General features: G+C 68.9%; 10 protein-coding genes. 6 read left to right on the forward strand and 4 right to left on the reverse strand.

Annotated features, from left to right (window positions below; all coding sequences use genetic code 11):
* Positions 1-405 precede the first annotated feature (405 nt).
* The 3 genes from GA0115259_RS11150 (at position 406) to GA0115259_RS11160 (ending at position 4,972) form a co-directional block, all read left to right on the forward strand.
* Positions 406-2,502 (forward strand): restriction endonuclease, encoded by a 2,097-nt coding sequence (locus GA0115259_RS11150; RefSeq protein ID WP_176732503.1) that lies wholly within the window; start codon positions 406-408, stop codon positions 2,500-2,502.
* Positions 2,503-2,910: 408 nt separating this feature from the next.
* A complete protein-coding gene (locus GA0115259_RS11155) occupies positions 2,911-3,930 on the forward strand; it encodes a glycoside hydrolase family 11 protein (protein ID WP_093594521.1) in 1,020 nt (339 codons plus the stop codon).
* A 43-nt stretch (positions 3,931-3,973) separates the two neighbouring features.
* Positions 3,974-4,972, forward strand: a complete 999-nt coding sequence (locus GA0115259_RS11160; RefSeq protein ID WP_093594524.1) for a polysaccharide deacetylase family protein — start codon at positions 3,974-3,976, stop codon at positions 4,970-4,972.
* A gap of 117 nt (positions 4,973-5,089) precedes the next feature.
* On the opposite strand, the gene GA0115259_RS11165 is transcribed toward GA0115259_RS11160, so the two are convergent.
* Positions 5,090-5,812, reverse strand: a complete 723-nt coding sequence (locus GA0115259_RS11165) for a right-handed parallel beta-helix repeat-containing protein (RefSeq protein WP_093594527.1) — start codon at positions 5,810-5,812, stop codon at positions 5,090-5,092.
* 502 nt (positions 5,813-6,314) lie between these two features.
* On the opposite strand from GA0115259_RS11165, the gene GA0115259_RS41675 reads away from it, so the two are divergent.
* Both GA0115259_RS41675 and GA0115259_RS11175 read left to right on the forward strand, forming a co-directional pair.
* Positions 6,315-6,713, forward strand: coding sequence for a hypothetical protein (locus tag GA0115259_RS41675; protein ID WP_237539912.1), 399 nt, complete (start codon positions 6,315-6,317; stop codon positions 6,711-6,713).
* Positions 6,714-6,901: 188 nt separating this feature from the next.
* Entirely contained in the window at positions 6,902-7,228 is a 327-nt protein-coding gene (locus tag GA0115259_RS11175; protein WP_093594533.1) for a plasmid stabilization protein, read from the forward strand.
* 202 nt (positions 7,229-7,430) lie between these two features.
* On the opposite strand, the gene GA0115259_RS11180 is transcribed toward GA0115259_RS11175, so the two are convergent.
* From GA0115259_RS11180 to GA0115259_RS11190, 3 genes are all read right to left on the reverse strand, one after another.
* Positions 7,431-8,213 carry an adhesin gene (locus GA0115259_RS11180; protein ID WP_256097972.1) on the reverse strand — a complete coding sequence of 261 codons (783 nt, stop codon included), beginning with the start codon at positions 8,211-8,213 and terminating at the stop codon, positions 7,431-7,433.
* A 345-nt stretch (positions 8,214-8,558) separates the two neighbouring features.
* Entirely contained in the window at positions 8,559-10,523 is a 1,965-nt protein-coding gene (locus GA0115259_RS11185; RefSeq protein WP_093594539.1) for a hypothetical protein, read from the reverse strand.
* A gap of 334 nt (positions 10,524-10,857) precedes the next feature.
* Positions 10,858-13,170 (reverse strand): D-alanyl-D-alanine carboxypeptidase family protein, encoded by a 2,313-nt coding sequence (locus tag GA0115259_RS11190; protein WP_093594542.1) that lies wholly within the window; start codon positions 13,168-13,170, stop codon positions 10,858-10,860.
* Between the two features lie 171 nt (positions 13,171-13,341).
* Between GA0115259_RS11190 and GA0115259_RS11195 the strand changes: the two genes are divergently transcribed.
* Positions 13,342-14,068 (forward strand): GOLPH3/VPS74 family protein (locus tag GA0115259_RS11195; protein WP_093594545.1); only part of this gene is annotated, 727 nt, incomplete at its 3' end.

The following is a 14,068-nucleotide window of genomic DNA, read 5'->3' on the forward strand; positions in this document are numbered from 1 at the left end:
CCACCGCGGCCACACCGCACTCGCAGGCCAGCCCCCCATCACCCGCGTCAACAACGCTGCGGGTCAATACAACTAGCAGGTACTTCACCGGAAAGCCCCGCTCCCAAGCGGCATGGTCTTCGACCCGCACTCAACCCCCGAACGCCCAGATGATCCCTCCCGCCCACGATACGACTCCCACTCCACCGCCCCGCCCGTGCGGTGAGAAGCCCAGGGGACACGACCCTCGCCGAGCCGGCAGGATCTCCGAATGCAGACGGACACACGGCTCAACCAGGACCAGCGCTTCGCGCCAGGGCGAGAACTGTTCCCAACGCGCCCGCATCACTGCGGACACCGGCAGGTTCGGTCGCAGTGACCGTGTCCACATCCTGGCGAGCGCGAACGACCGCACGGACTATGCGCATGAGTCGTCGCTCCAATGGGTTGGTCGGTATCTGGGCTGAGGCGCAACGCCAGCACCAACGCCAGTTGGAGGCGCAAGCGAGGTATCAGCGGGATCAGGAACGGCAACAGCGTGCCTACCAGCGGGACCTGGCGCCCAGCCAACGTGAGCAGCGGGTGGCGTACCGGCAGCAGCGCGAGGCGGATGCCAGGCGGAGGACGGAGGGGCTCGACGCGCGGGTCGAGTCGTTGCGGGGTTTGCTGGCGGCAGGATGCCGGGCTCCGGCTTTCAGGGCCGGCGCACTGGCCCGGCCCGAACAGATCGAGGCCTTCTCCCCAGGCCGGCTCGCCCATCCCATCCGGATGCCTGATCCGAACCAGTACCAGCCGCAGGGCGGTTGGACGGCTGCCCGGCGAGCTCAGGCGCAGGCGGAGGCGCGGGCCCGGTTCGAGCGTGACTGGCAGGCAGCGCAGGCCGCGGAAGCACAGCGTCAGCAGCAGTTGGCCGCCTCCCAGCTTCAGTACCGGCAATGGGCCGATGCCCAGCTGGGAGAGATCCGTCGGCACAACGCCGGCATCGCCGAGATGACGGCGGGGCTTCGCAACGGTGATTCCGAGGCCACGGTGGAGTACTTCTCCGCCGCTCTCTACGCCTCGACGGCATGGCCGGAGGATCTCCCGCGTCAGGTGTCCGCCGCGTACGACTCCGGTGCACGCCAGTTGGTACTGAACTGGGAGCTGCCCAAGTACGACGTCGTCCCGGAGATGAAGTCGGTACGCTATATGCCCAGCGCCGATCAGGAGAAGGAGACGGCTCGGCCGGTGGCGCAGCGCCGCGCGCTGTACCGGGATGTGCTCGCGCAGTGTCTCCTGCTGGTTCTGCATGATCTCTTCGCGGCGGACGAGTTCGGCGCGCTGGATTCCGTCGCGTTGAACGGCTTCATGGACGACCACGACCCGGCGACCGGCAGACGGGCGCACATGTTCCTGGCCACGGTCATGGCGTCGCGTGCGATCTTCGCCGGGCTGCATCTGGAGCAGGTGAACGCTGTCGATTGCCTGGTGGACGGCCTCCGGGGCCAGCTGTCGTCCCGCCCCGACCAGGGCGCTACGGTGCGGCCCGGCCGGGTTCCCGAAGACATCGGCAACGGCGTCGTCACCCACGGCGGAGACGAGGAACCGGATCTCTACGAGATGGATCCCATCGCCTTCGAGTCCCTGGTCGCGGATCTGTTCCGGGCCATGGGCATGCGGGCCGTGACGACCCAGCGCTCCAATGACGGCGGTGTGGACGTCGATGCGCTGGACCCGGCCCCGATCCGCGGCGGCAAGATCGTCGTACAGGTCAAGCGCTACCGCAACACCGTGCCCCCGACAGCCGTCCGCGACTTGTACGGCACCGTCCAGGACGCCGGCGCCAACAAGGGCGTCCTGGTCACGACATCCGGATTCGGCCCCGGCTCGCATACCTTCGCCAACGGCAAGCCCCTGGAACTGGTGTCGGGCTCCGAACTGGTCGACCTGCTGCACCGCCACGGGCTGCGCGGACGACTGGGCAGCGGCCAACGCGCGGTACCGGCCCAGCGGACAGCACCGGACACCGAGACCGGAGCGGACGGCCGGACCGGAGCGGACAGCCACAACGTGTTGGGCATGTACTGGTCGGGCGGTGTCGCCTTGGACGTATGCGCGCTCGTCTGCCAGGGCAACCGGGTCCTGGACGACAACCACTTCGTCTTCTTCAACAACCCACAAACGCCCGATGGCGCGGTCCGCACGCTCACCCCTGCCGCACCGGACAGAGCCGCCGTCCGAGTGTCCTTCGACGCGCTGCCGGAGCGAGCCGACCGTCTCGTCATCGTTGCCGCAGTCGATCCTGCGGCCAATCCCACGGCTGATCTGTCCGGGTTCACCATGGCCGGTATCCGGCTGCTGGACTCCACGGGAACCCAACTGGACCGGCTGGAAGTCTCCGACGGCCGTCCCAACGAAACCGCCCTGGTGCTCGGGTCCTTCCGCCGCCGCTCCAGTGGCGACTGGGACTTCGTCATCGGCGGCAAGGGATACCAAGGCGGCCTGGAGGAACTGGTCCAGGAGTACGGCATCGACGTGACCTAGCGTGCCGGGCCAACACAAAACCTGAAGGTGGCCGCGCTTCCCCTCCCTGCCGTTCCCCTTCGGCGTGATCCGAGAAATCTTCGAAACATTTCGAAGCAGCTATCCGAATTACGATCTTGAGATGCGTGACACCTCTACCTTCACCTCCACCTAACCGGTCACATAGCGCCTTTGAGCAGCATGAATGCTCGCCGATATCGTGTCAGGCTCCACGAATATTTCGCATTCGGTGCCGAAACTATTGACAGTCGACATGGACAGACCAACACTGTCGCCGTCGGCAGAGCTCAACCACTGTCGATGTGGGCCGCACCGTGACCTGGCTCCGGGCCCCGACAACCTTGCGCAAGCGCGTGTCACGCTGCCTGGCCCCCATCGGCCTTACGAGGACGAGGAGGAAGCACGCACATGAACGACGCACCCGCACGCACGACGCGCCGCAGGCGTGGACGGTTCGAGTTGGCCGGTCGCTTCAGGCTGCTCATCAGCAGTGTCTGCACCCTGTTGCTGGTCGCCGTGGCCGCGCTGGCCATGCCCGGCACCGCCAGCGCCGACACGGTCGTCACCACGAACCAGACCGGCACCAATAACGGTTACTACTACTCGTTCTGGACCGACTCACCCGGGTCGGTCTCCATGAACCTGGGCTCCGGTGGCAACTACGGCACCTCATGGAGCAACACCGGGAACTTCGTCGCCGGCAAGGGCTGGAGCACCGGCGGACGCCGGACCGTGACCTACTCGGGCACCTTCAACCCGTCCGGCAACGCGTATCTGGCGCTCTACGGATGGTCGACAAACCCGTTGGTGGAGTACTACGTCGTCGACAACTGGGGCACGTACCGGCCCACGGGAACGTACAAGGGCACCGTCACCAGCGACGGCGGTACGTACGACATCTACCAGACGACGCGCTACAACGCCCCGTCCATCGAGGGCATCCGCACCTTCAACCAGTACTGGAGCGTCAGGCAGTCGAAGAGGACCGGCGGAACCATCACCACCGGCAACCACTTCGACGCCTGGGCCCGCGCCGGTATGAGCCTGGGCACCTTCAACTACATGATCCTCGCCACCGAGGGCTACCAGAGCAGCGGGAACTCCAACATCACCGTGGGCGACGCCGGTTCAGGTGGCGGCGGCGGTGGGGGCGGTGGCGGCGGCGGATGCACCGCGACCCTGTCCGCCGGACAGCAGTGGAACGACCGGTACAACCTCAACGTCTCCGTCACCGGCTCCAGCAACTGGACCGTGACGATGAACGTACCGTCCCCGGCGAAGGTCCTCTCCACCTGGAACATCAACGCCACCTACCCCAACGCCCAGACACTCACCGCCAAACCCAACGGCAGCGGCAACAACTGGGGCGCCACCATCCAGCACAACGGCAACCAGACCTGGCCAACCGTCTCGTGCAGCGCATCCTGACCGGCCCCCGAATCCCCCACCCCAGGCTGGAGGACCACTCCTCATGAAAGCCAGAGCACATCTCTCCTTACGCAACCTGGTCACGAGGCTGGCCGTCGTAGCGTTGGCCGCGGCAAGCGCCCTCACCGTCAACACCGCCGCGCCCGCGCAAGCCGCCCCCGCGCAGGCCGCCGCCTGCAACGGGTACGTCGGGCTCACCTTCGACGACGGCCCGTCCGGCACTACGTCGAGCCTGCTCAACGCGCTCAGGCAGAACGGGCTGCGGGCCACGATGTTCAACCAGGGCCAGTACGCGGCGGCCAATCCGTCCCAGGTCCGGGCCCAGGTCGACGCCGGCATGTGGGTCGCCAACCACAGCTACACCCACCCCCATCTGACCCAGCAGAGCCAGGCGCAGATCGACTCGGAGATCTCCCGCACCCAGCAGGCCATAGCGGGCGCGGGCGGCGGCACGCCGAAGCTGTTCCGGCCGCCGTACGGTGAGACCAACGCGACGGTGAAGTCGGTCGCGGCCAAGTACGGCCTCACCGAGATCATCTGGGACGTCGACTCGCAGGACTGGAACAACGCCAGCACCGACGCGATCGTCCAGGCCGCCGGCCGGCTCACCAACGGCCAGATCATCCTCATGCACGACTGGCCCGCCAACACGGTCGCGGCGATCCCGCGTATCGCCCAGGGATTGGCGGCCCGCGGTCTGTGCGCCGGAATGATCTCTCCGCAGACCGGCCGCGCCGTGGCTCCCGACGGCGCCGGTGGTGGTGATGGCGGTGGCAGCGGATGCACCGTGACTCTGTCCGCCGGACAGCAATGGAACGACCGGTACAACCTCAGCGTCTCGGTCTCCGGATCCAATCAGTGGACCGTGACGATGAACGTACCGTCCCCGGCGAAGATCCTCTCCGTCTGGAACATCAACGCCACCTATCCCAACGCCCAGACGCTCACCGCCAAACCCAACGGCAGCGGCAACAACTGGGGCGTCACCATTCAGCACAACGGCAATCGGACCTGGCCAACCGTCACTTGCAGTACAGCCTGACGCCCCGGGAACGGTCTGAGGAAGCAACGCATCTTTGGCGCGGCGGCCATGGGCTGCCGCGCCACCCTGCTGCCATCCGGCCGCCACCCGGCCGCTGCCCGGCGTCGAACCACACGCTCAGAGCTTGGTGTTGCCTCCCTTGTTGGTGATGCTCGCCTTCTTGCAGTTGCCCCAGGTGAGCTTCAGGCCGGTGCTGCCCCCGCCCTTGCCGCCCCACTTGATCAGCGAGATCTTCTTGCCGCCGTAGCCGCCGCTCTTGTACTTGTTGCTCTTGAAGACGTTGCCGCTGCCGCAGGTCTCGCCCTTCTCCAGCCGGCCCCACTCGCTGAACAGGCCGTACTGGCCGGAGCCGGTGAAGGTGTTCCCGCTGACGGTGTTGTTCTTGCTGCCGTCCCTGATCCGCACCGGATCGCCGGTGATCGACGAGAACTTGTTGCCGGTGATGCTGCTGCCCGAGGTCTTGACCAGGTAGATCCCGTGCATGTTGCCGCCGTTGCGCAAGTTGGAGAAGGTGTTCTTCTTGATCACGATGCCGGAGGAGTTCTTGACATGGACCCCGGCGTAGCCGGTGGAGCCGCTGAGGTTGGTGAACTGGTTCCCGGAGACCGTGACGTTCTTGACATTCCTGAGCAGGATGGCGTTGTCATGGCCGGAGAACTTCTTGCCGCTGATGGTGAATCCGCCCGGGCCTCCGTCGATGCAGAGCTGGTAGTCGCCCGGGGGGCACTTGGCCTGGCCCGGGTATTTGGCGGCGGCAACCGATGAGCTCGGTGCGGCCATGCCGGCCAGCGCCAGGGCGCTACCGACGGCGGTGGCGGTAAGGGCACGACGGATGTACATAGGTCTCTCCTCCGGTACTGCTTGGTGCTTGGTGCTTGCTGATTGGTGCTTGCTGATTGCTGGTGCGGGTTGCTGCCGGCCTTCGCCGGATGCGAGAACCACTCTTCCCGGGAGACCTTGGGGAAACCTGGAACTGATTGTGAAACACCTGCTGAGCACCGGAATGGCTGATGCATGAAGGCCGTCCGATTCCGTGATCACCACGGACAACCGACACGCGCCGTGGCGCGGCCGGTTGGATACTTCTCAGATGGACACATCAAGGGCCTCCTGGCGTAACACGACGCACGATTGGGCCGGCGCCGTGGATCTGGATCACCTCGCGCGCATCCGGCGGAATCCCGCCGCGTTCGCGCCTGGTGGTGCTGGGCATCTGATCCTTGAGGTCGTCGCGTACGCGGCCGACGAGGCGGAGTGCAACGACGGAGGACGCTGTGTCGTCACTCTGCTCCCCGACGGTTCTGTGTCCGTCGCGGATGACGGGCGAGGTACGGACACACGCTTGGACGAACACGGCCAGGCCGTGAAGAAGCCGATCATGGCGTCGAAAGACCTTCGGTTCTTCGACTTCCCCGAGGCGCAACCGCTTCCTGACGGTCATCCGCGCCGGGGCATGTCCGTCGTCGCGGCACTGAGTGAATGGCTCGTCCACACCAACCGCCGCCAGGACGGAGCCTGGACTCAGCGCTACGAACACGGCGTTCCCGTGACCGGTCTGGAACCCGTCGCCGGTGACGGCACGACCGGGACGGTTGTTCACTTCTGCCCGGACGAGCCTCTGCGTGCGGTGACCGGCTTGACGACGGGCGGCTTGACGGCCAGCGAGTTGGTGCGGTTGGCGATGTCGTGGCGAGATCTGACCGTCGAAGTCAAAGACCGGAGCGCCGGCCGAACCGGCTGAGGTGGCTGAACCGGCCCTGTCGCCCGTACGGCTCAGTTCGTGTCGCGCCGGGCCGGTTCCGGGCGTGCAGTGGGAACGGCGGGCGTGTCGCGGCGGTCCGGATGTGAGGACCGTGGTTCAGCGGGTACGCGCCGATGCCGAGCGCGCTCGGCCCACGAGGGGCGGAGCCTGGTTCAAGGAGAAGTGCCATGCCGCGAGGTTCGAGTCCCAAGCGGGAACGTCAGTACGAGCACATCAAGGAGACCGCGGAACAGCAGGGAATGCCCGCAGGCCGGGCGAAGGAGATGGCGTCGCGCACGGTGAACAAGGAGCGGGCGCGCTCCGGCGAGGCGAAGACGGCGAGCCGTACCTCCCTCCGTGACCCGAAGTCCGCCTCGCAGCGCGGTGGGCAGCGGTCCCACAGCGGTGCGCAGGGACCGACGAAAGACCAGTTGTACGCCGAGGCGAGGAAGCGCGGTGTCGAAGGCCGTTCATCGATGAGCAAGGACCAGCTCGCCAAGGCCCTCGGTCGCTGACTCGCTGACTCGGCGAGTCGGCGAGTCGGCGACTCGGCACCCGGCGAGTCGGCACTCAGCGGCTCAGCGGCCCCGGTGGCTCGGTGGCGTACGTCGGCAACGCGCCATCCCCGCCCCACCCCTGTCAGTGACCTCAGGCCTCAGACCTCGGACTCAATGAGAAGCGCCGGGTCCCGGCGCGCTCCTGCGGCAGGACCCGGCGTCAGGCGCAGTCGACCTTCATCTGGGCCGCCGCGTGGTGTGCGCCGTACCGTTCCGCGCCTCCCCAGTCCCGTCCCCGGTCGAGGAGCTGTACCGAGAACGACTCGCCCTCGACCCGGTAGCTGCCCACGCTCACCAGGCTGCCGCGGTGCGCGGTCTGGCGTACGCCGAAGGCCGCGTACACGGACGTGGTGTCCGCCGGATCGGTCAGCACACGGTAGACGGTGGGACGGCCGGCGGTGTCGCGGTCCCGGCCGCTGTCCGGTACGTAGACGGCGAGGGCGCACGTCGCGTAGCCCTTGCCGAGCTTCCAGGACCAGACCGCGGTCGAGCCGCGGTCGTGGTCCGGGCTGCCGGACATCGGTACGGCGGAGAACCGGCCGTCGCAGGTGTCGCCCTGGTGGCCGCCGGAGGTCACGGTGTACCAGGCGGCGTCACCGTTCTCGAAGCGGCCGTGCTCGCGGTACTCGCCGGACGCGCAGCCGGGACCTGCCCAGGCGGTGTAGCCGCCGTCCGGTCCGGACCCGGTGGTCGTGTCGGACGGAGCGGTCGCGTCGTCGTCCGGAGAAGGCCCCTCGCCCTCGCCCTCACCCTCACTCCCGCTCGGCTCGCCCGTGCCGCCCAGGCCCGGCAGTTGCGGTGGTCCGAATCCGGTCGGTACGCCGGCGACCTCGGTGTCCTCCACCGCGCTCCCGCCGCTCCCGCCCCCGGAACCGGCCACCGCCACGACCGTGGCGCCCACACAGCCGAGGGCGAGCACCGCCGCCGTGGCCAGCACGCGCACGCGCCTCCGCGGCTGGGAGACGTGGGAGACATCGGCCGAGGCCGCCGCCGACGCCGAAAACGCCGTGGACGCCGCATGCCTCGGCGCCCCAGGACGGATACCGATACGGGTGCCGCCCGCGGCGGTACGAGTGGCGGCACGACCGGTGGCGGTCCGACCGGTGGCACCGCACACCGGACAGGCCATGCCCGGCAGCGGGCCTCCCCGGCCACTCCCGCACCGTTCGCACCTCATGCCGCCTCACTATGGAGGATCGCGAGGGCGCCCGGCAGCAGAAGCCGACGATTCGTTGACCTTGAGCTGACCTCGGCCCGGGGACGCCGTCGCGGCGTACTGGAGGATGTCCTACCGCAGTTCCTCCGGACACGCCGTCCCCCGTGGCAGTTGGTACGGCGCCGCCAGGCGGTAGACGCCCGGGCGCGGGGCCAGGAGTTCGGTCCATTCGTCGCCCTCCACCGTCTCCTCCGCCTTCATCAGACAGCCGTTGGGGTTGGTGAAGACCTTCGGGCCGTCCTCGTCCGCCTTCGACGCCTCCGTCTCCTGCGGAGGCACGACGCTCTTGCCGTTCTCGTCCACCAGCCCCAGCCACGGCGAGTACGGGATCCGGATCAGCACCCGGCCCGCGGACTTCACGTGGATCGTCAGCTCGCCCGCGCCCGCGCGGTCCACCGTCGCCGGCGGGTCGGCCATCGGCTTGGGGTCCTTGACGGCGAAGAGCTGCCAGTTGGCGTCGCCCCAGATGTGCTCCAGATAGGGCTGGCCGCGCTCTACGAGTGCCGCCTCCAGCCCGGCGCCCGAGTCGGGCTTGCCCTTGGGGAGTACGACGTAGTGCACGGCCCAGCGGTCGAGCCAGCCGCGGTAGCTGTCGGCGGTCAGGGTGTCGTCGTAGAAGAGCGGATTGCGCTCCATGTCCGCCTGCCGGTTCCAGCCGCGGGCGAGATTGACGTACGGCGAGAGCGCCGAGGCCTCGCGGTGGCTTCGCGCCGGGACCACTTCCACCCGGCCCTTCTCCGCTCCCGCCTGCTGCAACTGGTGGACCAGCGGTGCCAGCTCACGCGCCCAGGACGCCGTCGGCGCCGTACGCACCATGTCGTCCACGCCCTTGAAGCCGATCCAGACGTTCAGTCCGACGAAGGCGATCAGCAGGGCGTATCTGCGGCGGCTGCGCGGCACGGTGTACGGCAGGGCCGCGAACAGCACCACACCGCCGATGATCATGGCGAGCCGCGACACGTTCGACCCGATCTGCGAGTCGATCACATACGTCAGCAGCACTCCGATGCCGTAGACGGCCGCGGCGGCCCGTACCGTACGCCACTCCTTCGGTACGAGCACGAACACGAACACCGCGAACAGGAAGGGCAGCGACGCCGTTCCCACGGACATCGGCTGCGTCCCGGAGAACGGGAAGAGCCACGCGGAGAGTGCCACGACGGCCGCCGGCGCGAGGCCGAGCGCGTACGCTCCAGGGCGCCGCTTGTTCAGGAAGAGCGCCGCCGCGACGACTCCGAGGAACAGTCCTGCCACCGGGCTGGCCGCCGTCGCGAGACCGGCCAGCGGCGCGGCGGCGACCGCCTTGGCCCAGCGTTTCGTACGCCAGCGGTGCGGCCAGCAGAACACCGCCGCGACCGCGCCGAGCGCGAACATCACGCCGAGGCCGAAGGTCACCCGCCCCGACAGGGCGTTGCAGAGGAACGCGAAGATCCCGGCGACCGAGCACGCCACCGGATTGCGCACGGCACGGACGCGGACCAGGATCAGCGCGGTCAGCGCGGCGGACACGGTCCCGGCGACCATCATCGTCGTACGGACACCGAGGACGGACATCAGATACGGCGAAACCACGCTGTACGAGACGGGATGCATGCCGCCGTACCAGGCGAGGTTGTACGCGGAGTCGGGATAGCGGCCGACGAACTCGGCCCAGGCGTCCTGGGCGGCGATGTCGCCGCCGCTGTTCGCGAAGAAGACGAACCACAGCACGTGGACGGCCGCGGCGACCAGGGTGGTGCAGAGGACCGGATGACGCCCCACCCGCGCCCGCAGCCCGGCACTGGGCGCCGGGTGGGGCGGCTGGGGCTCCGTTCCGGGCTCAGGTCCCGGCGCCGGACGGGACTCCGCGCCAGACCTCGGCCGAGGCTCCGGCTCCGTACCGTGCTCAGCAGCCGGAGCCGGAGCCGGCGTCGGGTCCGCGCCGTCCTCCGGCGCGGGCAGCCCTATTCGCGGCCCTTCCTCTTCCGGGGCCTGGTCTCCCGGAGGCTCCCCGGGAGTGGTGTCGCCGTCGGCGTGCGTCGGCTCAGTGGTCGTCACTGCGGCTCTCCACGTCTTTCCGTCTCACCGTCCGTCCGTCTCACCGTCCGTCTGCCCACCCGCCCGGTGTACCGGCCCCGACCGCCCTCCGGCATGCCGCCCTGTTCGGCGTGTTCGTCGTCTGCGAGGACGCCGTCCCCACGTCCCGCAGTTGCCCGGCCGACATATGCCGTTCGGCCAGATGTCCGTTTCGGGACGCTAGCACGTGACAACGGCCGAGGAGGGTGCCCCCACCGGCGCCGTAAGGAACACCTCACGCCGGTGCGGACACCCTCCTCGGGTGGTACGGGCCTGGGCCCTGCCCGGTCGGACAGAACCCAGCCGCGGCTCAGGCTCAGCCGATACGCGTCAGCTTCGCGCCGAAGCCGGGCTCGGCCAGGTCCTTCTGGAGCGCGACCGGCGTGGAGACCTTGCCGGTGCCCGAGCCGATGGTCAGCTCGCCGACCACCGTGCCGGCCTCCGCCGAGTGCGGAACCTGCCCGTCGGCGCCCACGCCCAGCTTGAGCTTCACTTCGAGACCGGCCCAGCCGACCGCCCTCAGGTCCTTCGTCGCGACGACCGGCGTACGGCCGCCGAGCCCGTCGTCGACATACCCGACGACCTCGCCCTTCTTGACGACGGCGGCGGAGGTGACGCCCTCCTGGGCGGCCTTGATCACCTTGAGGCTGTTGTCGATCGAGAGCTGGAGCTTGTCGTCCAGCGTGGCACCCTGCTGGGCGCCCATCACCGCACCGACGATCCGCCGGCTCTGGCCGTCGATGATCGTGTCCGCGGTCCAGAGCAGATTGCCGCCGGCCGGTGTCGAGGAACCGGTCTTGATTCCGCTCACGCCGGGCTCCAGCAGGATCCGGTTGTTGTTGTAGATCATCGGCTCGACGCCCGGGATCTTTATCTGTGGCGTGTTCACGATCTCGCGGAACACATCGTTCTGCATGACCGCCTTGCCCAGCTTGAGCTGGTCGGCGGCGGTGGACACGGTGCTGGCCTCCAGGCCGCTCGGGTCCGTGTACGTGGTGTGCGTCATGCCGAGGTCCTTGGCGGCGGCGTTCATCTTCTCGACGAAGGCCTCCTCGGACGTGGCGTCCCAGCGGGCGAGCAGCCGCGCCGCGTTGTTGCCGGACGGGATCATCAGAAGCTGGAGCATCTGCTTCTGGGTGAACTGCTGGCCTTCCTTTATCGGCGCCGTCGACTCGTCCGGACGGTCGGACTCCTCGCCCGCCTGCTTGTCGACCGTGATCTTCGGGCCGACCTCGTCGCCGCTGATCGGGTGGTCCTTGAGGATCACATAGGCGGTCATGGCCTTGGCGACGCTGGCGATCGGCGCGGGCTTCTGCTCGCCGTACATACCGATCGTGCCGACGCCCTCGACCTCGGCACCGCCTTGGCCCTCGCCGGGCCACGGCAGATCGAGCTTGCCGCCCTCGAAGGTGTACGTCGGGTCGCCGGAGAGCGTCAGCCGGGGCGTGGGCAGGGGCCGCAGGGCTTGTACGACCGCGAAGACGATCAGCAGGAGCAGGACGAGCGGCGTCCAGATCTTGACCCGCCGGACGGCCGTACGGACGGGAGTCTCGGGCGGCGGCGGAGTGTTGGTCAGCTCGGCGAGCAGATCGAGCGGCGGCAGCGGCGGCATGGGCTGCTGCCGGGTCCGCTCGGCCTCGGCGGGAGGCAGCGGTACGTCGGTCCTGCGCAGCGGTACGAACGTACTGGCCTGCTCGTCGGACGGCTGGACGGCCGGCGCGGCGGTCGAACCGGCCTTGGCGGACGGCTCGGCGTTCCGCTCGGCGGTCGGGCCGGCGGTCGCCTTGGCAGACATCTCGGCGGACGGCTCCGTGGACGACTTCGCCTTCAGCTCGCGAGGCAGCTTGAGCATGGTGGTGGGCTGATCGACCTGCTCCCGTGGGAGCGCCTTGAAGACGGCGGTCGGCTGGTCGACGGGTTCTTCGCCCTTCTTCCCGTTCCCGCCGTCGTCCTTCCCGTCGTCCTTCTTGTCCCCGCCGTCGGCCTTCTTGTCCCCGCCGTCGCTCTTCCGGTCCTCGCCGTCGCCCTTGGCCCAGGCCGGGCGGGACCGCGTGGGCGCGCCCTCGCTCTTCGGCTCGGCCTTGTCGGCCGACGGAGTGTCACCGTCCCCGTCCTCGCCACTCCCTGACGGAGCAGCAGCGCCGGAGTCGGCAGCGACACCGGCAGCGGCACCGGAGCCCTCAGCGGAGTCCGAGCTGTCCTGGACGTCACCGTCGGCGGTACCGACAGGCTTGTCCGGCGCCTCGGTCTCGTCCTTGCCGTCCTTGTCGGCCTTACCGTCCTTGTCGGCCTTGTCGGCCTTGTCGGCCTGGCCATGATTGTCGGCCTTGCCGTCCTCGGCCTTCCCGGGCTTCTCGGTCGGGCCCCCGGTCGGCGCCACGGGCCGGGGCGCGGTCCCTGGCGTCAGAGTCAGCGTGCGGTCGGGAGACGCGGACCGCCGGGCGTCCCGGTCCTCGGATTCCTCCGTGCGATTTGCGGTTGCGACGACCGACGGCCTCGCCTCCGGCGACGATTCTCGGAAGACCGCGAGCCTCGGGTCACGTTCGCCCGGAGCCGTCTCCCCCGAGGAATTCCGCTGCTCCGACTTGCCGGGGGACTCGCCCGCCACCGTGTCTCCTTCATGTCTCATCCGACGTACCGGACTGTCCGAACCATCTGCCAGTGTCCTGCTCTGGGACCTCGGCCCCGGTGCTAGACGAGAACGACATACATAACGGTTCCCGCACAAAGCACCCAGGCACTCTCGACAGACCAATGTGAGAGGGGTCACCCTGTCATTCATCCACGCGGGGAGGCATGGATGGGCAGGAGCCGCAGAACAATTCCGGAGGAGCTTCTGCTGCTCGCTCTGGACCCGGCCACGGGTACCACAGCGCAGCCGCAGTCGCTCGACCTCGGCCTGGCCGGAGCACAGCTAGTGGAGCTGGCTCTGGCAGGACGGATAGCCCCTGACGGGGATCGTATCGCCGTGGTGATGCCACGGCCGACCGGAGATCCGACTCTGGACTCCGCACTGGAGCTGCTGCGCAGACGCGGCAGCCCGGTCCGGGCCGTCCACTGGATTGGCGGGCCCCGACTGGGGCTGCGCCAGACCTATCTCTCGCATCTGGAGCGGTGCGGCATGGTGCATGCCGTGGCGGGCCAGATGTGCGGAGTGCTGCCGACGACGCGCTATCAGGCGACGGACACAGCGATCAGCCGGGAAATCAGGGCCCGGCTGGACAGTGCGATCCGCACCGGCGTACCGCCGGACCCGCGGACCGCGGCGCTCGCCGCACTGGCCCACGCGGTCGGACTCGGCAAGCACCTCTACCCCGGTAACGAAGGGCGCTCGTCGCGCTCCCGGCTCCGGGACCTGATCCGGCACGACCCGATGGGCGGTCTCGTGGCGCACGCCGTGATGGACGTCCAGAACGGCGTGGGCGCGCAGCAGCGCCGTAACCCCGCCCAGGGCGCCCCACCCAGCACCCAGGGCGGCCGGCCGGCCGGCGTACCGATGCAGCCGCACCGCGGGAGCATGGCCCGCG

It is taken from the genome of Streptomyces sp. MnatMP-M17 (assembly GCF_900091995.1).
Lineage (GTDB): Bacteria > Actinomycetota > Actinomycetes > Streptomycetales > Streptomycetaceae > Streptomyces.